Raw genomic sequence first — 19,115 nt, 5'->3', positions numbered from 1 at the left:
TGGCAGGTCTACCGTTACGGATAGGAGCAAGGGAATGCCCACGCAGACCAATAGTGTATTCACCATTTCAGAAGCAAGGGAATCGAAGGTCCGCAAGCTGAGCGAGGTCTCGCACCACAAGACCATGGACCACGCGACCGTATTGCCCTGGGACCAGGAGGTCGATCGCAGCCTGTACCCGAAGGACCCCGATCATCTGTGGATCAACGGCACTCGTTTCTGTGAAGGCCTGAGCGAGGCACAGAAGCTGGAACTGGCCTGGCTGGAAACCGGCCGTGACATCTCCATGTTCATCTGGCTGGAGCAGACTATTCCGCCGCTGTACATGGGTTATGTCACCCAATTCCACGATCGCATCTCCCAGGACCTGCAGGAGTACCTGATGATCTTCTCCAAGGAGGAGATCGTTCACACCCTGACCTTCAAGCGCTTCATGGGCAAGGCCGGCCTGCAATTGTGGAACCCGCCGGTGGGTCTCTACGAATTGCTGACCGAGACACTGCCGAAAATGGAGCCCGCGGTGGGCGTGCTGTTCACTCTGCTGATCGAGTGGGTCGCGGAAATGGGTGCGATGCACACGTCCCAGGGCCCAGGCATCGAACCTATGACCCGTACCATGTTCCGTGAGCATCATCATGACGAGGCCCGGCACATCGCCTTCGGTCGCTGGATCAGCGAGTCGTTCTTTGAAACGGCCAGCCCGGAGTCCATCGCCCAGGTGAAGGCCATGAGTCGCAGAATCATTCCGGCGTTGATCGACATGTTCACCTATAACCCGGAAATCGCCCGGCACACCTCGTTTGAGTTTCCGATCGCGGTGGATGACAAGGCGAAGATCGAGGAGGTCTGGCGCTCGGCCCACAACGCCCGGCTCAATGCCATGCGCTTTGCCGAGATCTACGCCTGGGTCGACAAGTTGGGGCTGCGCCAATGAGCCAGCCGTCCTGGGACGCGATCTTCGTCGGTGCCGGGATCACCAGCCTGGCCTGTGCGGCCATGCTGGTCAAACGTGACCCCGGGGTGCGCTTGCTGGTAGTCGACAAGCATATTGTTGTCGGCGGGTATGCCTCCACGTTCAGTCGGCCGAAACAGGACGCGGTGTTCGACTGCAGTCTGCATAAGCTCAGTGGCATGGCCGAGGGCGGCAACCTGATCCGTATCCTGCGTAATCTGGAGCTGGAAGAGACACTGGACCTGGTCTATCCCCAGGACTACTTCTGCGCCTACCAGGACGGCATGGCGCTGCCGCTGGCCAATGACGCGGACGGTGTGCAACAGCTGTTGGTCGAGCGCTTTCCCCATCAGGCCGAGGCCATCGCGACCTTCTTCGAGCACGTTCGAACTTACGGGCGCAACGGCTACTACCAGTTCCAGATGCTGGACGGCACCTTTGAGCCGGACATGGCCCAGTTGCGTTTCGCGCATCGCAACCTGAAGCACAAGACCGTGCGTCAGGCGCTGCACGAGCTGTTCGACGATCCGTACCTGATCGAGATCCTGGCGGCACCGGGAATCTACGTCGGTGGCTACTCGGAAGACCTGGGCTACCTGTACTACCTGCATGTGGTGTACGCCACGCTCAACCGTGGCAACGCCTATGTCAAGGGCTCCTCCCAGCACCTGTCCAATCTGCTGGCGCAGCGGATTGAACAGGCCGGCGGGCAGATCCTGCTCAGCACAGGTGTCGATGGGGTGCTCACCGATGGGCAAGGCAATGCCACGGGCGTCAGCACCAATCGTGGCGTATTCCATTCTTCGCGGGTGTACATCAACGCTTCACCGCACTACGCGGTGCAGTCGCTGTTCGCGGCGGATGTGGAGCTGGCGGCCACTCGGGAGAAACTCACCGCGCTGAAACCGGCACGCTCGACCACCACGGTGTACCTGGTGACCGACCTGCCACCGGCGCAACTTGGCCTGCTGCATAGCGAATCGATGCTGTTCGCCGGTGATCCGGCGGCAGGCGCCGAGCTGCGCATGGCCGCCGAACGCAGCGGTTATGAGGCGGCGCTCAGTGAGCGGGCATTCTGGGAGATGTCGCCGATCGAGGTCACCAACTATCACGCCCTGGACCCGGCTGCGGGCCTGGTGGTGTGTATCAACGTGCTCGACTCGATCGCCCATTGGCCGCAGCGCCGCACAGCGCAATACCGCGCCAAGAAACAACGGGCCAGCGACACCCTGGTGGAGCGTCTGTTGAGCCAGGTGCCGGGGCTGCGCGGACATGTGCTGCATACCGAGGTTGCCACGCCCCACACCTATGTGCGCTTCACCAACAACACCGACGGTTCGGGTTATGGGGCGATGGTGGGTACCGATCTCAGCGGCCATGTATTCCATCACGGCTTCCCGGTGCAGGGCGTGCAGTTCCTCAGCGCCTGGGTGGCGGGTCCCAGTTACGAAGCGGCATTCGGTTATGCCGAGATGAAGGCTAGACAATGGAAGCGAGCATGAGCAAAAACGAGCAATCGACCGGTTGGCTGGGTGTCGCCATTTCCAAGCTGTTCATCCGGACAATGTTCCGCCAGGTACAAGGCTGGAAGCGCGACGTGCCAAGTCGTGCGGCAGGCTTTGTCGAAGTCGCACGCGACGGCAGCCGGCTCGAGGGGGCGTCCCTGCGCACCACCGCCATGCACCCTCGGGGCGTGGTGCTCTTGTGCCATCCGTTCCTCAAGTACGGCATGCATTACTTTTTCGAGAACAAACTGGATCAGGCGTTTCTCGACCAGGGTTATCACGTGGTCGCCTTCAACTTCAAAGGCTTCGGCCGCAGCACCATCGGCGGCCACGCGTTTGCCGACGATGTGCTGGCGATTGCCCGGCGAGTGACCCGGGACAACCCCGGCCTGCCCATCCACCTGGTGGGCTGTTCGTTTGGCGGCTATCACCTGTCCCATGCCCTGGCGCGCGATACCACGCCCTTTACCTCGGCGGTGCTGGACAGTGTGCCGGTTTCGGTGCGCAGCTACTTCACCCGCGGACCGCTGCGACTCGCTATGCGCTGGATCAGCGGCAGCCGTCTGGCGGTCCCCACGGGGACCTGTGCCATTGATCACTCGTTGCAGGGCGTGCGCGATCTACCGATCGCCTATTTCTACGGGCTCAACGACCGCTTTATCCCGGCTGCCAGCGTGGCGGGGCTCAGCCTGGATTGCGAGGCGCTACATATGGTCGGTTTCGAGGGCTGTCGTCACTTGGAAAACCACAAGAAGCATCGGGACCGCTACTTCGAGGAAATCTTCGATTTCTTCAATCGTGCAGAAGCTCAAACACCCGTCGTGCCCGCGTAACAACGGCAAGGACCATCAGGCTAAAGGATGTAGATCATGGATGTTCAGCAGTCTTCAAACGGCAAATGGGTGCTGGTCAGTGGCGGCAGTCGTGGCATTGGACGCGCACTGGTCTCGGCCCTGGCACGGGAAGGGTATCAGGTCGCTTTCACCTACCAGTCCTCGGCCGACGCGGCTTTGCAACTGGAGCGGGAAGTGGCGGCCAGCGGTGGCTGGGCCCTTGGGCATGCCTGTGACGGGCGGGACCACGGTTCGGTCGAGGCGGTGTGTGCACAGTTGGTGGAGACCCTCGGCGAGCCCTACGGCTTGATCAACAACATGGGGGTGACCGGCGATCAGCTGTTGCTGAAGTTCGATATCGAGCGTTACCGCGATGTGGTCGCGACCAACCTCGATTCGGCGGTGTATTTCAGTAAATGCCTGGCGCCGGCGATGGCCGCCGAGCGTCGCGGCAAGATCTTGCACATGTCCTCCGTCAGTGGGTTCAAGGGCAACAAGGGACAGTTGAGTTATTCAGCGACCAAGGCGGCGATGATCGGCATTACCAAGACCATGGCCCTGGAATTGGCGCGGTTCAAGATCAACGTCAACGCCATCGCCCCAGGTTTCATTGCCACGGAGATGGTCGAGCAGATCGCCGACCCGGTGCGCAAGTCGATCACCGACACCATCCCCCTCAGGCGCTTCGGTGAAGTGCGTGAAGTGGCGGCCTTGGCCAGCTTTCTGCTGTCGACCCAGGCCGACTACATCACCGGTCAGACATTCGTAATCGACGGCGGCCTGACGGTCTGATTTAGCTGTCCGGATCTGGCCGCAGAGCCTGGAGATGTAATGAGTCAAGAATACGATACCGTTTTCGTCGGCGCGGGCCTTGGCGCGCTGGCGAGTGCCAGCCTTATGGCGCAGCGAGGCCAGAAGGTACTGGTGGTGGAAAAGCACAATGTACCCGGCGGTTATGCCAGCAATTTTCGGCGCAAGGATTTCAACTTCGATGTTTCACTGCATTCGTTCGACGGCGTGGTACGTGGCGCCGAGTCGTTCAATGTCATCGAGGCCTGTGGCGTGGCGGACAAAGTCGAGTTTCTTCATCACCCGACCCTGTATCGCTATCGCTCTCAGGACATCGACATAACGGTTGGACACCGAGACCTGGAAGGTTACAAACGCGAGTTGTTCCGTTTCTTTCCCGAGGAAGTCGACAACATCAATCGCCTGTTTGCCGAGTCTCAGCGCAACTACAAGGACCTGTGCGGCTTTCTGTATTCGCGCAAACCTTTCTGGATGAGGTTGGTGGCCACGCCCATGATCTATCCGCGGGTGCTCAAGTATGGCCATGAAACGGTGGATCACTACTTCTCGCGTTTCACCTCCAACGAACGCTTGAAGGAAGTGCTGTCGGCGCAATGGAGCTACTACGGTCTACCGGCCAAGGACCTGGCGTTCGGGTACTTTTCCTATCCCTTTATCGACTATCTGGAGAACGGCGGCTATTCGATCAAGGGCGGCTCCCAGGCATTGTCCAATGCCCTGGTCGAAGTGATCGAGCAACATGGCGGCCGGGTCGAGCTGGAGTCAGCGGTCAACCAGATCGTGATTGAACGCGGGCGAATCGGCGGCGTGGTAACGCGCAAGTCGGGCAGGGTAAAGGCGCGCAATGTTGTGGCCAATATTTCGCCCCATGCGGTCGTGGCACTGGCTGGCGAGCAGCACTTCGACGCCAGGTACCGCTCGCGACTGCGCCGGCTCAAGTTGTCGGTGTCCGGGTTTCAAGTCTACCTGGGGCTCGATTGCCCGCTGAGCGAGTTGGGAGTGGGCCCCGAGGAGTACATCCACTTCTTCGCCCCGCAGAAAACCCAGCGCGAACAGTTCGAGCATATCCAGGCCGGGGAGCTGCATGGCGACAACACCAGTTGGTCGATCAACTACTTCTCCAACGTCGATGCTTCGATGGTACCGGCCGGAAAGTCCAGCCTGGGCCTGTTCACGCTGACGGGCGCCAGCGAGTGGCACTCGCTGGGCAAGCTCGACTACAGGCGCAAGAAGCTTGAACTCACCGAGCTGCTGATCGCCAACGCCGAACGAGTCATTCCAGGCCTGAGTCGGCACATAGAGGTCTGCGAGAGCGGCTCGCCACGCACCATGACCAAGTTCACCCATAACCCGGAGGGCGCGATCTACGGCTTCGAGCAGAACACCCGACAATCCGGCCTGTTCAACCGTTTCCCGCAGAAATACCCGGTCAAGGGGCTGTACCAGGTCGGGGCCTGGACATTCCCGGGCGCAGGTTTCATCGGGACGATGTTGTCGGCGCGTTTGTTGGTCGACCGCTACTTCTGAGTGGCGACTTCCCCGTCAAACCAGATTTTTACGAGACGCACCATGACCTACGTAGTGACTGACAACTGCATTCAATGCCGCCACACCAGCTGCGTCGATATCTGCCCCGCGGATGCTTTCCACCTAGGGCCCAACTTTATCGCCATCAACCCTCAGGAGTGCGTCGACTGTGGCCTGTGTCTGCCCGAGTGTCCGGAGGAAGCGATTCAGCCGGAGAACCAGCTCGATGACAGCAACCGGCATTTCATCGAACTCAACGCCGAGCTGGTCAAGCACTGGCCGGTGATCCTGCAGCGGATTCCGCCATTGGCGAACCATGAACACTGGAGCCGCAAGCCGAACAAGCTGCCCCACCTGATACGTGAGGCCGAGGCGGTCGATCCGACCCGCGACCACCACCTGGCCCATGCCTGATGCGCGACTGGAACCTTATCCATGCAAAGTTTTGATCGATTCAAGACCCTCGAAAGCGACACCTTTGACGTGATCGTGGTTGGCGCCGGCATCGGTGGCCTGACGGCTGCCGCGACCCTGGCCAATCGCGGCAAGCAGGTACTGGTGCTCGACATGCACTATGAAATGGGCGGCTGTGCCACGGTGTTCCACCGCAAGGGCAAGGACTATGAGTTCGACGTCGGCCTGCACTACATCGGTGACTGTGGCAAGCACGGTCTGATTCCGCGGATTTTGCGGGGTGCAGGTATCAATGATGGTGAAATCAAATTTATCGAGCAGGACCCGGAGGGGTTCGAAACCCTGTGTTTTCCCGACTTCCAGTTCGCGGTTCCCCGTGGCTATGAACGCTTTCGCGAGAAGCTGCTGGAGGCATTTCCCAAGGAGCGAGCGGGAATCAACCGCTACTTCAAGATGCTGCAGCAGGTCTGGGATTTCATGGGCATCCACTCGCGGCCGCTGACCGCGCTGTGGGTGCTGCCACGCTCTTGGATGCTGATGCGGCATGCCAAATCGACGGTGGCGCAGTTCCTCGACACCTGTACGCAGAATCAACGCCTTCGGGCCATCCTGACCGGGCAGCTGGGGGTCTATCACCAGCCGCCGAGCCGCGCGACCATGGCTGGCCATGCCGCGGTGGTCAACCACTTCCTGCAGGGTTCCTATTACCCCTCGGGTGGCGGCCAGATGTTCTCCGACAAGTTGGGCGAGGTGGTCGAGCGCAAGGGCGGCAAGATCCTCCTGCGATCCAAGGTCGAACGTATCCTGATCGAGAACGGTCGTGCCGTGGGCGTCGAGTTCAGCAACAAGCACTTGGGCAAGCGGGTGGTCAAGGCGGACGCGGTGATCTGCAACGCCGATATCAAGCAGGCCCTGCTTGGCCTGATTGGCCGTGAACACCTCAAGCCACAGACCGTGCGTCGTGCCGAACAGTTCGAGATGTCACCGGCCATGGGCGTGGTCTATCTCGGCATCGACATGGACCTCAAGGCCATGGGCCTGAAGAACACCAACTACCGCATCTACCCTGGCTGCGATTATGAGAAGGCCTACCGCGAGGTGTTCGCCGGAGAGTTTCCCGAGGAGCCCCATCTGTTCATCGGTAACGCAACGATGAAAGACCCGGATAACCCGGCCATCGCCCCGCCAGGCATCTATAACCTGCAGCTTATGTCGGCGGTGCCTTCCACCCCGCAAAGCTGGGGCGTGACCCAGGCCGAACTGACGGATGGTCGCTACCGGACCAACCCTGTGTACCTGGAGAAGAAAGAGTGGTACGCCCGCCAGCTGATTGCCCTGGCTGAACGGGTGATTCCGGGAATGTCGGGCCACATCGTGTATCAGGAAGTCTCGACCCCTTTTTCAGTGACGCGCTTTATCGGCTCCGAAGGGGGCACGTCCTACGGTCTGGCCTTTACCCCGGAGTACTTCCTGCACAACAGGCCAGGGGCCAAGACTGAAATCCGCAACCTGTACCTGTGCGGCGCATCGACCCGTACCGGGCATGGTATTTTTGGCGCCATGACTGGCGGGGTGGAAGCGGCCGCTGCGGTCTGCGGTCGTCACGTGCGCTACCAGGTGATGGACGTCGGCACCCGCGCCGAAGCGGCAACCAGCTGAGTACGTGGTCAAGGCGGGCCCTGCCGACGCGCCACGACGTCTATGGGGCTCACCGTGGCGCATTTGCATCAAGGAGCGATGGAATGGCAAACGAATACAACATGGCGCTGGTGATCGGCGCCGGGCTCAGCCTGCTGGCGGCCCTGATGCATGTCGGGGTGATCATGGGAGGGCCTTCCTGGTATCGCTTGTTTGGCGCTGGCGACCGCTTTGTGCGTGCGGCCCAGGCCGGTCGCTGGTTTCCCGCGGTGGTCACGACGGGGATTGCCCTGGTGCTCGCCGCATGGGCGGCGTATGCACTGTCCGGTGCCGGGGTGATCGATCCCTTGCCCCTGCTGCGCCCGGCATTGTGCGCGATCACCCTGGTCTACCTGCTGCGCGGCCTGTTGGGACCGTTCGCGCTGGCAGGCACTGGGCGTAGTATTCGCTTCATCGTGATCAGCTCGGCGGTCTGCCTGGTCTATGGGCTGGTGCATCTGCTCGGCCTGGTGCAAGTGTGGGATTCCCTTGCCTAGTGTCCTGTCTCAGAAATAAATTTCTAGCCTGAGCCATGCTTCTGTGGTCAGTCAGTGCCTGGAGTGATCACATGAACTCTCAGGACATCGTGCTCAGTGAAGACGAACAAATTGAACTGAGTCGATGCATAAGGTTGGCCACGATCAGTCCTCTTCGCTTTCGGGAATTTTTCCGAGAGCATCAGTTCCTTATTCGGTGCTTCAGAATTACAGGGACAAGAGACCATTCGAAAAACTAGCCGCTGGTCGAAAAGCAAGACTCCACCCAGGGTGTGGGCTGAAGTGTGGGCTGGCAGGTTTTTCCAAAAGCCAGAAACGACAAAGCCCTGAAAAATCAGGGCTTTGTCGTATAAAGATGGCGGAGGCGATGGGATTCGAACTCATGGACCTGTTACAGTCGACGGTTTTCAAGACCGTTGCCTTAAACCACTCGGCCACACCTCCGTTTGCGTTGCGGGCGCCATAATACCTGAATGAAACACACTGTCAAACTCTCTGCGTAGCTTGTTACAGAGCGTCTGTTATGATCTTTGCGACTGAACGTTTCAAACCAACAGGAGTGTCGCCATGCGCGAACAGGATTACGCAGTTAATAACAGCGTGCAGGCTGAGCAGCTAGAGGTTAGCCGCGTCCTGCGCAACACATACGGCTTGCTCGCCCTGACCCTGGCATTCAGCGGTGTGACGGCCTACGTTGCCCAGCAGATGCGTGTTGGCTACCCGAACATTTTCGTGGTGCTGATCGGCTTCTACGGTCTTTTCTTCCTCACCAACAAACTCCGTGATTCGGCCTGGGGCCTGGTATCGGCATTTGCCTTGACCGGTTTCATGGGTTTCCTGCTGGGCCCGATCCTCAACCGTTACCTGGGTATGCAGGGCGGCGCTGAAGTGGTCAGCTCGGCTTTCGCGATGACGGCGCTGGTGTTCGGCGGTCTGTCGGCGTATGTGCTGATTACCCGCAAGGACATGAGCTTCCTCGGCGGCTTCATCACGGCAGGCTTCTTCGTGCTGCTGGGTGCGACACTGGCGGGCATGTTCTTCCAGATCAGCGGCCTGCAACTGGCGATCAGCGCAGGTTTCGTGCTGTTTTCCTCGGTCTGCATTCTGTTCCAGACCAGCGCCATCATCCATGGCGGCGAGCGTAACTACATCATGGCCACCATCAGCCTGTATGTATCGATCTACAACCTGTTCATCAGCCTGTTGCAGCTGTTCGGCATCATGGGGCGCGACGACTRATCGTCGACCTTGAAGTAAAAAACCCGCTCTGGCGGGTTTTTTATCACCTGAAATTCAGGGTCACTCCACAATGACGATGCTGCCGTCGGCTTGCTGGCGGTAGATGGTGTAGGGCAGCAGCAAGGTATCCATCGCCCCGGACACGACCACGTCGAGCAGCACGATAGCGGGGGCGGGACCATGTACCTGCGCATCCCGACCGTCTTCCAGGGGCGCGTTCAGGTAGCAGAAATCGTAGGTCACACCGCTGTAGATTCGTGGTACCGCGCCGCAATAACTCTTGTGGTCCTTGAGGCTTTTTGCAGCCACTTCGTCACCGCGCACAACCGTTTGAATCGTGCCGCAACCCGCCAGCAGCATCGCCACGAGTAGCATCGCCTGAATTTTCATACCGTCAATCCTTCGCCGGAAACCGTCAATCTACTTCAGGCTGAAATAAATATCACTCACGCCATCGGCGGTAACCGGCGCTTGACCGGAGTTTTCTTGACGATCGCCGTATTGGTTTCAGCATGGGTGTTGAGGCGGTCGAGCAGGGTGTCCAGTTGTTCCATCGAGCGCACATGCAGGCGCGCAATGAAACAGTCGTCGCCGGTGACCTTGTCGCACTCGGTGAATTCGGGAATGGCCATGATTTGCCGTTCCACTTCCTGCAATTGCCCCGGCAACGGGCGAATACGCACGATGGCCTGGAGTTGATAGCCAAAGCATCTCGGGTCGATTTCAACGGTGTAGCCCTTGAGCACGCCGCGTTCTTCCAGACGGCGCAGACGCTCGGCAACACTGGGGGAGGACAGGCCACTGATTTGCGCCAGGGCCTTGAGCGAGCGTCGCGAGTCTTCCATCAGGGCCGTGATCAGCACCTGGTCGATATCATCGGTCATGGCGAAACCCTCTGTTAGGCATTTTTTCAAAACGGCCTTGATAAAAAAGGCAGATCTCGAGTTTAGCCTGCTTTTTGCTCTGGAGTAGCGCCTGGGTGCATTGGCATACTTTGGTCACAAACACAGGAGTCTGATGATGGACAAATCCCTACGCCGCGGTTCGTTCGAAATGACGGCCGCCATGCTGATCTCCGGCACCATCGGCTGGTTCGTGCTGGTGTCCGGGCAACCGGTGCTGGACGTGGTGTTCTGGCGCTGCCTGTTCGGTGCCGGCACCTTGCTGCTCATTTGCGCGGCTTTCGGCTTTCTGCGCCCTGGCATTCTGACCCGCACCACGTTCCTGCTGGCGGTGCTCAGCGGTGTGGCGATTGTCGGCAACTGGGTGCTGTTATTCGCGTCCTATTCCCGGGCGTCGATTGCCATCGGCACCGCCGTCTATAACGTCCAGCCGTTCATGCTGGTCGGGCTGGCGGCTTTGTTCCTCAATGAAAAGATCACCGCGCAGAAACTGACCTGGCTGGGCGTTTCGTTTCTCGGCATGCTGGCAATTGTCAGTGCCCATGGCAGCCAGGGCGAGAGTGGCAGCGATTACCTGACGGGCATTGCCTTGGCGTTGGGTGCGGCGTTTCTCTACGCGATTGCCGCGTTGATCATCAAGCGTTTGACGGGAACTCCGCCGCATTTGATCGCGCTGATCCAGGTCAGCACGGGTGTGTTGTTGCTCGCGCCATTCGCGAATCTTTCGGTATTGCCCCAGGCACCGAGTGCGTGGGCCAGCCTGGTGACGTTGGGCATGGTGCACACCGGTGTGATGTACGTGTTGCTGTACGGCGCGATTCAAAAACTGCCGACTGCGCTGACGGGGGCGCTGTCCTTCATCTACCCGATTGCGGCGATTTTCGTCGACTGGTTTGCTTTCGGCCATCGTCTGGAGCCGCTGCAATGGATCGGTGTCGCGGCAATTCTGCTGGCCGCTGCCGGCATGCAACAAGGCTGGTCGCTGAAGTTTCGGCGCACGGTGACGCCGTAACCCGCGATCCAGGTGTCAGATGTTCCAGCGCGGCGCATTGCTGGCCAGTCGCTGGCGCATCTCGCCGACGTTGGCAGCCAGTTGTTGAGTCAACAAACGATAGCCGTCCAGCGTGTTGTAGACCGGCGCATCGAGGCTGACCAGCGGCAAATCCATAGGGCGATTGAGCCGTTGGGCGGCGCCTGATTTCAACGCCCTGGCCATACCGATCAATTGCACGCGAATCTGTCGATGCTCGGCTTTCAATGCCGTTTGCAGGAGCCTCATCGCCTCGGGGTCATTGGCATCCGGTCGGGTATTGCCGAGGATTTCCAGGGTACTGACGCACATGCGCAGGTTGCGCTGGATAGCATCCAGTTCGGTCATGGAAATCTTCACTTCCTTGGACACCGACGGCATCAGTGAGCGAAGTTGCACCATCACCGCGTTCAGGCGGGTCATGAGCTTGAGGTGTTCGTCGGCAGTGATAGCCTGGCCGTCAATGATGCGCCCGTAGATTTTCGCGCAATCACGCAGCGCATCGGCCAGGTTGTAGCGCCAGGAATAAACCGCGTACAGCGGCAGGGCGAAGGAAAACGCCAAAGCCAGGGCAATGCCGATCAGGATATCCACCCCGCGCCACAAGCCATCGGTGACCGGGTTGTCGCCGTGCCCCGCGACGATGAACACGGTAATCGCCGACAGCAGCGCCGTGTAACCACCCTTGCCGATGGCGTGATACGAGAAAAAACCGCAGACCACCGACATCGCGAAATAGGTCAGCCAGGGCATCCCGAGCCAGGCCTGTTGTGCCACCAACGCCAGGCCGACACCGGCGCCGATCAAGGTGCCAATGGCACGCTCGGCGGCTTTTTTGCCGATGTTGCCGTGATGCTGCAAGCCGCCGATCACCACCAGCATCGTCACCGACGCCCACTCACCGTGGGGCAGATGGATGCCGGTGGTCAGCAGGATGGTCGCCAGCAATCCGAGCGACACCCGCACCGCATGGATTACCCGGGCATGGCGATAGCGCCGATACGGGTCCAGCAGCGGACGCAGCAATCGGCGCAACAGCGGTGGCAGTCGTTGGGCTCTGGATGTACTCAGGCTGGCTCTCCTCAGAAGATGTAGTCGGTGGTCAGGAAGCTCGAACTGCGGCCGCTGATGATCTCGCTGATCAGGTCCTTGTTGGTCTCCTGGAATTTGGTGGCCACCAGGGTACGGATCGAAAACACCCGCAATGCGTCATGGACCGACAAGGTGCCTTCGGCGGAGTTCTTGCGACCATTGAAGGGGTAGGTGTCCGGGCCGCGCTGGCACTGGGCATTGAGGTTGATGCGCCCGACCTGGTTGGCGAAGGTGTCCACCAGCCGGCCGACCGCCACCGGGTTGGTGCCGAAGATGCTCAACTGTTGGCCGAAGTCCGACTCCAACACGTAGTCGATCACGGTATCCAGATGGCGGTACGGCACGATGGGGATGACGGGGCCGAACTGTTCTTCCTGATAGACCCGCATCTGCGGCGTGACCGGGTACAGCACCGCCGGGTAGAAGAACGATGCACGAGCCTCGCCACCGTTGGGGTTGACCACTTTGGCGCCCTTGCTCTCGGCATCCGCTACCAGAGAATGCAGATAGTCGACCTTGCCCGATTCCGGCAGGGGCGTCAGGGATACGCCACTTTCCCAGGGCATGCCGGGTTTGAGGTTGGCAAGCCGGGCATTGAATTTGTCGATGAAGGACTCGACCACGTCTTCGTGAACAAACAGGATCTTCAGGGCCGTGCAGCGCTGGCCATTGAATGACAGCGAGCCGGTCACCGCCTCACTGACCGCGTTGTCCAGATCCACTTCCGGCAGGACTATCCCTGGGTTTTTCGCATCCAGGCCCAGCGCCGCGCGCAAGCGGTGGGGTCTCGGATGGAGTTTTTTCAGGTCACTGGCGGCCTTGTTGGTGCCAATGAACGCAAAGATGTCGATCTTGCCGCTGGCCATCAGCGCACTGACCGTCTCGCGGCCACTGCCGTAGATGACGTTGATCACCCCGGCCGGGAAGCTGTCGCGGAAGGCTTCCAGCAGCGGGCGAATCAGCAGCACGCCCAGTTTGGCGGGTTTGAACACCACGGTGTTGCCCATGATCAGCGCCGGAATCAGCGTAGTGAAGGTTTCGTTCAACGGATAGTTGTAAGGCCCCATGCACAGGGCCACGCCCATCGGCACGCGACGGATCTGGCCGAGGGTGTCCTGTTCCAGTTCGAAACGACTGGAGCGGCGATCGAGTTCTTTGAGCGCGTTGATGGTGTCGACGATGTAGTCGCAGGTGCGGTCGAACTCCTTTTCCGAATCCTTGAGGTTCTTGCCGATTTCCCACATCAGCAACTTGACCACGGCGTCGCGCTGCTCGCGCATGCGCCCGAGGAAGGTTTCGACGTGCTGGATGCGCTCGGCCACGCGCATGGTCGGCCACAGTCCCTGACCGCGGTCGTAGGCGCGTACGGCGGCGTCAAGGGCGGTCAATGCGGTCTCGGCATCCAGCAGCGGCGTGCTGCCGAGGATCACTTGCTCGTCGCCATTGGCGCCGGTCAGGTAAACCGGGCTACGGACCTGGGCCAGTGGCCCGTTCCAGGTTCTCAGTACGCCATCGACCAGGTACTCACGCTGCTCGGTCTGGCCATCAAGGCGGTACTTGTCCGGGATGTCGGCGGGGCTTGGGAACAGGTTCTGGAGAATATTGGCTGTGGTCATGTCGCTACCCCTCTGGATTGGGTGATGCACTGATGAATCGTTTTAGCAGACCTCAGCAACCCTTGTCATGACTCATTTCAGCGTTTTGCCGCACAGCGTGAAGGATCGCGGATTCATCGAGCCCTACAGTCATGGCGCTCAGAAGCGCCCCTTGTTGGCCCCCAATGCCCTCAACCCGCCCACGCCGGGTGCCTTAGTGTTGACCTCGCCTTGATCACAACAAAAAAGGTGCACCCGGCTGGCCGGGCAGCCAATGAAAGGACAGCCATGCGGGCAAGCCGATTAACTGAAAAGCCTAGCCTTTGTTTGGCCTTGGTGGGGGGGCTTCTGTGGCGAGGGGGCTTGCCCCCTCGCCACAGAAGCCCCTTTGCCACAGGTTCCTGGCCTCTGACGGCACACAAACCTTCGTACTCCGGTTAAACTCCGTGCTCTTTTTCAAGGAGTTCATATGAGCTATTACCAGCCGGGTATTCTCTCCACCCCCGTTCCGCCTCAAGCCCGCCATATGTTCTTCGCCCTCGAATCCGTCGAGGCATTGCCGGTTGCGCTCGACAACTTGATGCAACTGGTGGACGGGAAATCGGCTGTCGTTGGCTTCGGTGAATCGCTGGTCAATGCGCTGCACGTTCAGATCGATGGCCTGCGAACCTTTCCGGCGTTGACCGGTGTGGGCGTCGAAAATCCGTCGACCCAGCACGCGCTCTGGTGCTGGCTGCACGGTGAAGACCGTGGTGAGTTGCTCAACCGCAGCAACGTCATCGCCGCCGCGTTGGCCCCGGCATTGCGCCTGGTGCAGATGAACGAAACCTTCCGCCACATGACCGGCCATGACCTGACCGGCTACGAAGATGGCACCGAGAACCCCCACGACGAAGCCGCTGTCGCCGCCGCGCTGTTGAGCGAAGGCGCTGAGGGCCTGGTCGGTGGCAGCTTCGCCGCGATCCAGCAGTGGCAGCATGACTTGAAAGGTTTTCATAGGCTGTCGGCGGACGAAAAAGACAACATCATGGGCCGCCGCTTGAGCGATAACGAAGAGATCGACGACGCGCCGGTTTCCGCCCACGTCAAACGCACCGCCCAGGAAAGCTTTGCGCCTGAAGCCTTCGTGGTGCGCCGTTCGATGCCGTGGATCGAAGGCGACCGCGCCGGCCTGATGTTCCTGGCCTTCGGTTTTTCCCTCGACGCCTTCGAAGCCCAACTGCGCCGCATGAGTGGCCTGGAAGACGGCGTCACCGACGGTTTGTACCGCATCAGCCGTCCGATCACCGGTGGCTACTACTGGTGCCCGCCGCTCAAGGACGGTCGACTGGACCTGCGCGTATTGCGCATTGGCTGAGCACCAAGGAGAGCCTGTGAACCTGGTGCGCTGGGGCATGATCGGTTGTGGCAGTGTCGCGGAACGCAAAAGCGGGCCGGCCTTCTACAAGGCGCCCGGATCGGCGTTGGTGGCGGTGATGGGCCGGCGCCTGGAAGCCGTCACCGACTACGCCGCGCGCCACGGCATCGCGCGGGTCTACACCGATGCGCAGGCGCTGATCAACGATCCCGAGGTCGACGCGGTGTACATCGCCACGCCGCCCGACAGCCATTACGCTTACGCCTTGCAGGTGGCCGCCGCCGGCAAGCATTGCTGCGTCGAAAAACCGATGGCGCTGAATGCCGGGCAAAGCCGCGAGATGAAGCAGGTGTTTGCCGATGCCGGGTTGCACCTGTTCGTGTCCTATTACCGGCGTTCGCTGCCACGCTTCCGGCAAGTGTGGCAGTGGCTGCAAGAGGGGCGGATCGGTGAGGTCCGGCACTTGACCTGGACCCTCACCAAAGCCCCGTCGGCAGCGGACCGCAACGGCAGTGAAAACTGGCGCACCGATCCGGCGATTGCCGGTGGTGGCTACTTCGCCGATCTGGCCAGCCATGGCCTGGACCTGTTTCAGTACCTGTTCGGCGATATCGTCGAAGTCGCCGGGTTCACCGCGCGGCAGGCCGGTTTGTACGCGGCCGAAGATGCCGTCAGCGCCACTTGGCGGTTTGCCAGCGGGGCACTGGGGATGGGCTGCTGGAACTTCGTTGCAGACCGGCGCGAAGACCGGGTCGAAGTGATTGGCAGTAAAGGCCGGATCACCTTTTCGGTATTCGATGAACACCCGGTCGAGCTACACGCCGATGAACACCTCAGCCTGAACATCGAGCATCACGCACACATTCAGTGGCACCACGTATTGGGCATGAATGCGCATATTCGTGGTGAGGCGCAGCACCCGGCCGTGGCCGAACAGGCGTTGAAGACCGATTGGGTGATGGACCAGATCCTCAAGCGGCACTGAACCTTCAGATTTAACGCGGTCCTGTGGGAGCGAGCTTGCTCGCGATGACGTTGTGTCAGTCAGTATCAATGCTGGATGTGCCGACGCTATCGCGAGCAAGCTCGCTCCCACAGGGGACGGTGGTGAGTCTAACCTTATGCGCATTCGGTATTTCTCAATCGACATCACGGCTCTTTAAGATCACGTCATAACTCGTTATAACAAGTGATCCGCCATGACCGATAACGTTCTATCCCTGAGCAGCGTCCCGTTGCACACCCAACTGCGAGACGTGCTGCGTACCCGCATCCTCGACGGCAAATACCCGCAAGACAGCCAGATGCCTTCCGAAAGCGAGCTTGGCACGTTGTTCAAGGTCAGCCGCATCACCGTGCGCCAGGCCTTGGGTGACCTGCAAAAGGAAGGGTTGATCTTCAAGATCCACGGCAAAGGCACCTTCGTCGCCAAACCAAAAACCTTCCAGAACGTCAGCACCCTGCAAGGCCTGGCCGAGTCCATGACCGGTCGCGGCTACGAGGTGATCAACCGCCTGCGCAGCTTCAAATTCATTGCCGCCAGCAAGCTCGTCGCCGAGCGTTTACAGGTCGTCGAAGGCGAGGTTGTGACGCAGGTCAAACGGGTGCGCCTGATCAATCGCGAGCCGATTTCCCTGGAAATCACTTACCTGCCCAAGGCCATTGGTGAGCGCCTGGAAAAAGCCGACCTGGTCACCCGCGACATTTTCCAGATCCTGGAAAACGACTGCGGCCTGGCCCTGGGGCACGCCGACCTGGCCATCGATGCGGTACTGGCCGACAGCGACCTGAGCCGGGCGCTGAACGTCGAACCTGGTTCAGCAATCATGCGCATTGAGCGCCTGACCCACGATGTCGACGGTTGGCCGCTGGACTTCGAACACCTTTACTACCGTGGCGATGCCTTCCAGTACCGCCTGCGGATCGACCGGCAAAAAGGGGAGCAGGCATGACGCGCAGCACGCTGGAGCAGGAATACGACATCGTTGTCATTGGCGGCGGCACCGCCGGCCCCATGGCGGCGATCAAGGCCAAGGAACGCAACCGCGACCTGCGGGTGTTGTTGATCGACAAGGCCAACGTCAAGCGCAGCGGCGCGATCAGCATGGGCATGGACGGCCTGAACAACGCGATCATTCCCGGCCACTCGACGCCGGAGCAGTACACCAAGGAAATCACCATCGCCAACGACGGCATCGTCAATCAGGCCGCGGTGTACGCCTATGCCACCCACAGCTTCGAAACCATCGAGCAACTGGACCGCTGGGGCGTGAAATTCGAGAAGGACGAAACCGGCGACTACGCGGTGAAGAAGGTCCACCACATGGGCGCCTACGTGTTGCCGATGCCGGAAGGGCACGACATCAAGAAAGTCCTCTATCGGCAGTTGAAGCGCGCGCGGGTGAGTATCACCAATCGCCTGGTCTGCACCCGATTGCTGACGGACGAGGAGGGCGCGGTCAACGGCGTGATGGGTTTCGACTGCCGCACCGCGGACTTCCATGTGATCAAGGCCAAGGCGGTGATCCTCGCCTGCGGTGCCGCCGGACGCCTGGGGTTGCCGTCTTCGGGCTACCTGATGGGCACCTACGAAAACCCGACCAATGCCGGCGACGGCTACTCGATGGCCTACCACGCCGGGGCCGAACTGGCGAACCTGGAGTGCTTCCAGATCAACCCGCTGATCAAGGATTACAACGGCCCGGCCTGCGCCTACGTCACCGGCCCCTTGGGCGGCTACACCGCCAACAACAAGGGTGAACGCTTCATCGAGTGCGACTACTGGAGCGGGCAGATGATGTGGGAGTTCCATCAGGAACTGGAAAGCGGCAATGGCCCGGTGTTCCTCAAGCTCGATCACCTGGCCGAGGAAACCATCCAGAACATCGAAGAGATCCTGCACAGTAACGAGCGTCCGAGTCGCGGCCAGTTCCACGCCAATCGCGGTACCGACTACCGCACGCAGATGGTCGAGATGCACATCTCGGAAATCGGCTTTTGCAGCGGGCATTCGGCGTCGGGGGTGTGGGTCAACGAGAAGGCCGAGACCTCGGTCAAGGGCTTGTACTCGGCCGGTGACATGGCCGCCGTGCCGCACAACTACATGCTCGGCGCGTTCACCTACGGCTGGTTCGCCGGCCACAACGCAGCGGATTTTGTCGCCGGGCGTGAGTTTTCAGCGCTGGATGCCGCGCAGATCGAAACCGAAAAACAACGGGTTTACGCGCCGCTGGACCGTTTACACGGCCTGCCGCCAGCGCAGGTCGAATACAAGCTGCGGCGCTTCGTCAACGACTACCTGCAACCGCCGAAAGTGACCAAGAAGATGCAGATCGGCCTGCAACGCTTCAGCGACATCCAGCGCGATCTCGACCAGATCAAGGCCCACAACGCCCACGAACTGATGCGCGCCATGGAAGTCAGCATGATCCGCGACTGCGCCGAAATGGCCGCCCGCGCTTCATTGTTCCGCGCCGAAAGCCGCTGGGGGCTTTACCACCATCGCGTCGATCACCCACAACGCAACGACCGCGACTGGTTCTGCCATTGCCACCTGAAGAAAGACCAAAACGGTTTGATGAGCAGTTTCAAGAAAGCCGTCGAGCCTTACATCATCGCGCTGGATGCCGACGAGATGCAGGCCTACGACCGGTTGCGGGTCGGTGCCGATGCGGCTTGATGCCGA

18 protein-coding genes and 1 tRNA gene are annotated in these 19,115 nt (G+C 60.3%); 14 read left to right on the top strand and 5 right to left on the bottom strand.

Annotated features, from left to right (window positions below; translation table 11 throughout):
• The first annotated feature begins 34 nt into the window (after window positions 1-34).
• The 8 genes from AC1DXW_RS19285 (at window position 35) to AC1DXW_RS19250 (ending at window position 8,215) form a co-directional block, all read left to right on the top strand.
• A complete protein-coding gene (locus tag AC1DXW_RS19285) occupies window positions 35-934 on the top strand; it encodes a diiron oxygenase (RefSeq protein WP_223462822.1) in 900 nt (299 codons plus the stop codon).
• Window positions 931-2,454: a phytoene desaturase family protein gene (locus AC1DXW_RS19280; RefSeq protein WP_223462823.1), complete on the top strand. Its 1,524-nt coding sequence runs from the start codon at window positions 931-933 to the stop codon at window positions 2,452-2,454. The genes AC1DXW_RS19285 and AC1DXW_RS19280 overlap by 4 nt, the downstream gene beginning before the upstream one ends.
• Window positions 2,451-3,290, top strand: coding sequence for an alpha/beta hydrolase (locus tag AC1DXW_RS19275; RefSeq protein ID WP_477755714.1), 840 nt, complete (start codon window positions 2,451-2,453; stop codon window positions 3,288-3,290). The genes AC1DXW_RS19280 and AC1DXW_RS19275 overlap by 4 nt, the downstream gene beginning before the upstream one ends.
• A gap of 36 nt (window positions 3,291-3,326) precedes the next feature.
• Complete coding sequence (locus AC1DXW_RS19270) at window positions 3,327-4,082, top strand: SDR family NAD(P)-dependent oxidoreductase (protein ID WP_223462825.1); 756 nt, start codon at window positions 3,327-3,329, stop codon at window positions 4,080-4,082.
• Between the two features lie 39 nt (window positions 4,083-4,121).
• Window positions 4,122-5,627, top strand: a complete 1,506-nt coding sequence (locus tag AC1DXW_RS19265) for a phytoene desaturase family protein (protein ID WP_108217409.1) — start codon at window positions 4,122-4,124, stop codon at window positions 5,625-5,627.
• A gap of 42 nt (window positions 5,628-5,669) precedes the next feature.
• Window positions 5,670-6,041 carry a ferredoxin FdxA gene (gene fdxA, locus AC1DXW_RS19260; RefSeq protein WP_457266270.1) on the top strand — a complete coding sequence of 124 codons (372 nt, stop codon included), beginning with the start codon at window positions 5,670-5,672 and terminating at the stop codon, window positions 6,039-6,041.
• Between the two features lie 21 nt (window positions 6,042-6,062).
• Complete coding sequence (locus AC1DXW_RS19255; RefSeq protein WP_477755712.1) at window positions 6,063-7,700, top strand: phytoene desaturase family protein; 1,638 nt, start codon at window positions 6,063-6,065, stop codon at window positions 7,698-7,700.
• A gap of 83 nt (window positions 7,701-7,783) precedes the next feature.
• A complete protein-coding gene (locus AC1DXW_RS19250) occupies window positions 7,784-8,215 on the top strand; it encodes a hypothetical protein (RefSeq protein WP_477755711.1) in 432 nt (143 codons plus the stop codon).
• 356 nt (window positions 8,216-8,571) lie between these two features.
• Here AC1DXW_RS19250 and AC1DXW_RS19245 read toward each other — a convergent pair.
• Window positions 8,572-8,659 (bottom strand) — tRNA-Ser (locus tag AC1DXW_RS19245).
• 123 nt (window positions 8,660-8,782) lie between these two features.
• Here AC1DXW_RS19245 and AC1DXW_RS19240 point away from each other — a divergent pair.
• Complete coding sequence (locus AC1DXW_RS19240; RefSeq protein ID WP_085717671.1) at window positions 8,783-9,454, top strand: Bax inhibitor-1/YccA family protein; 672 nt, start codon at window positions 8,783-8,785, stop codon at window positions 9,452-9,454.
• Window positions 9,455-9,514: 60 nt separating this feature from the next.
• Here AC1DXW_RS19240 and AC1DXW_RS19235 read toward each other — a convergent pair whose 3' ends face one another.
• Both AC1DXW_RS19235 and AC1DXW_RS19230 read right to left on the bottom strand, forming a co-directional pair.
• Window positions 9,515-9,844 (bottom strand): YceK/YidQ family lipoprotein, encoded by a 330-nt coding sequence (locus tag AC1DXW_RS19235; protein ID WP_477756988.1) that lies wholly within the window; start codon window positions 9,842-9,844, stop codon window positions 9,515-9,517.
• A 56-nt stretch (window positions 9,845-9,900) separates the two neighbouring features.
• Window positions 9,901-10,338, bottom strand: a complete 438-nt coding sequence (locus AC1DXW_RS19230) for an Lrp/AsnC family transcriptional regulator (RefSeq protein ID WP_477756987.1) — start codon at window positions 10,336-10,338, stop codon at window positions 9,901-9,903.
• Window positions 10,339-10,474: 136 nt separating this feature from the next.
• On the opposite strand from AC1DXW_RS19230, the gene AC1DXW_RS19225 reads away from it, so the two are divergent.
• Entirely contained in the window at window positions 10,475-11,368 is an 894-nt protein-coding gene (locus AC1DXW_RS19225; protein WP_477760328.1) for a DMT family transporter, read from the top strand.
• A gap of 15 nt (window positions 11,369-11,383) precedes the next feature.
• Here AC1DXW_RS19225 and AC1DXW_RS19220 read toward each other — a convergent pair whose 3' ends face one another.
• Together AC1DXW_RS19220 and AC1DXW_RS19215 are read right to left on the bottom strand one after the other, a co-directional pair.
• Window positions 11,384-12,424, bottom strand: coding sequence for an FUSC family protein (locus tag AC1DXW_RS19220; protein ID WP_477755585.1), 1,041 nt, complete (start codon window positions 12,422-12,424; stop codon window positions 11,384-11,386).
• 44 nt (window positions 12,425-12,468) lie between these two features.
• The gene (locus AC1DXW_RS19215) at window positions 12,469-14,094 is read right to left on the bottom strand and encodes an NADP-dependent glyceraldehyde-3-phosphate dehydrogenase (protein ID WP_477760327.1); all 1,626 of its coding nucleotides are present in this window, start codon (window positions 14,092-14,094) and stop codon (window positions 12,469-12,471) included.
• Between the two features lie 448 nt (window positions 14,095-14,542).
• Here AC1DXW_RS19215 and AC1DXW_RS19210 point away from each other — a divergent pair, with 448 nt between their 5' ends.
• From AC1DXW_RS19210 to AC1DXW_RS19195, 4 genes are all read left to right on the top strand, one after another.
• Complete coding sequence (locus AC1DXW_RS19210; RefSeq protein WP_477760326.1) at window positions 14,543-15,430, top strand: Dyp-type peroxidase; 888 nt, start codon at window positions 14,543-14,545, stop codon at window positions 15,428-15,430.
• A gap of 16 nt (window positions 15,431-15,446) precedes the next feature.
• Window positions 15,447-16,415 carry a Gfo/Idh/MocA family protein gene (locus AC1DXW_RS19205; RefSeq protein WP_477755582.1) on the top strand — a complete coding sequence of 323 codons (969 nt, stop codon included), beginning with the start codon at window positions 15,447-15,449 and terminating at the stop codon, window positions 16,413-16,415.
• Window positions 16,416-16,629: 214 nt separating this feature from the next.
• A complete protein-coding gene (locus AC1DXW_RS19200; RefSeq protein ID WP_477755583.1) occupies window positions 16,630-17,382 on the top strand; it encodes a GntR family transcriptional regulator in 753 nt (250 codons plus the stop codon).
• Window positions 17,379-19,109 carry a fumarate reductase/succinate dehydrogenase flavoprotein subunit gene (locus AC1DXW_RS19195; protein WP_477755584.1) on the top strand — a complete coding sequence of 577 codons (1,731 nt, stop codon included), beginning with the start codon at window positions 17,379-17,381 and terminating at the stop codon, window positions 19,107-19,109. Before AC1DXW_RS19200 ends, AC1DXW_RS19195 begins: the two co-directional genes overlap by 4 nt.
• Window positions 19,110-19,115 lie beyond the last annotated feature (6 nt).

It is taken from the genome of Pseudomonas sp. P4_C4 (assembly GCF_056402055.1).
The sequence above is the reverse complement of the archived record's forward strand: the minus strand, read 5'-3'. Positions and strand labels throughout refer to the sequence as shown.

What these genes read in the sequence shown, in the direction of transcription:
- AC1DXW_RS19210 (WP_477760326.1), top strand. Translation starts at nt 14,543, where the DNA reads ATGAGCTATTACCAGCCGGGTATTCTCTCCACCCCCGTTCCGCCTCAA.
- AC1DXW_RS19215 (WP_477760327.1), bottom strand. Translation starts at nt 14,094, where the DNA reads ATGACCACAGCCAATATTCTCCAGAACCTGTTCCCAAGCCCCGCCGAC.
- AC1DXW_RS19225 (WP_477760328.1), top strand. Translation starts at nt 10,475, where the DNA reads ATGGACAAATCCCTACGCCGCGGTTCGTTCGAAATGACGGCCGCCATG.
- AC1DXW_RS19200 (WP_477755583.1), top strand. Translation starts at nt 16,630, where the DNA reads ATGACCGATAACGTTCTATCCCTGAGCAGCGTCCCGTTGCACACCCAA.
- fdxA (WP_457266270.1), top strand. Translation starts at nt 5,670, where the DNA reads ATGACCTACGTAGTGACTGACAACTGCATTCAATGCCGCCACACCAGC.
- AC1DXW_RS19280 (WP_223462823.1), top strand. Translation starts at nt 931, where the DNA reads ATGAGCCAGCCGTCCTGGGACGCGATCTTCGTCGGTGCCGGGATCACC.
- AC1DXW_RS19255 (WP_477755712.1), top strand. Translation starts at nt 6,063, where the DNA reads ATGCAAAGTTTTGATCGATTCAAGACCCTCGAAAGCGACACCTTTGAC.
- AC1DXW_RS19235 (WP_477756988.1), bottom strand. Translation starts at nt 9,844, where the DNA reads ATGAAAATTCAGGCGATGCTACTCGTGGCGATGCTGCTGGCGGGTTGC.
- AC1DXW_RS19265 (WP_108217409.1), top strand. Translation starts at nt 4,122, where the DNA reads ATGAGTCAAGAATACGATACCGTTTTCGTCGGCGCGGGCCTTGGCGCG.
- AC1DXW_RS19275 (WP_477755714.1), top strand. Translation starts at nt 2,451, where the DNA reads ATGAGCAAAAACGAGCAATCGACCGGTTGGCTGGGTGTCGCCATTTCC.
- AC1DXW_RS19250 (WP_477755711.1), top strand. Translation starts at nt 7,784, where the DNA reads ATGGCAAACGAATACAACATGGCGCTGGTGATCGGCGCCGGGCTCAGC.
- AC1DXW_RS19195 (WP_477755584.1), top strand. Translation starts at nt 17,379, where the DNA reads ATGACGCGCAGCACGCTGGAGCAGGAATACGACATCGTTGTCATTGGC.
- AC1DXW_RS19230 (WP_477756987.1), bottom strand. Translation starts at nt 10,338, where the DNA reads ATGACCGATGATATCGACCAGGTGCTGATCACGGCCCTGATGGAAGAC.
- AC1DXW_RS19285 (WP_223462822.1), top strand. Translation starts at nt 35, where the DNA reads ATGCCCACGCAGACCAATAGTGTATTCACCATTTCAGAAGCAAGGGAA.
- AC1DXW_RS19270 (WP_223462825.1), top strand. Translation starts at nt 3,327, where the DNA reads ATGGATGTTCAGCAGTCTTCAAACGGCAAATGGGTGCTGGTCAGTGGC.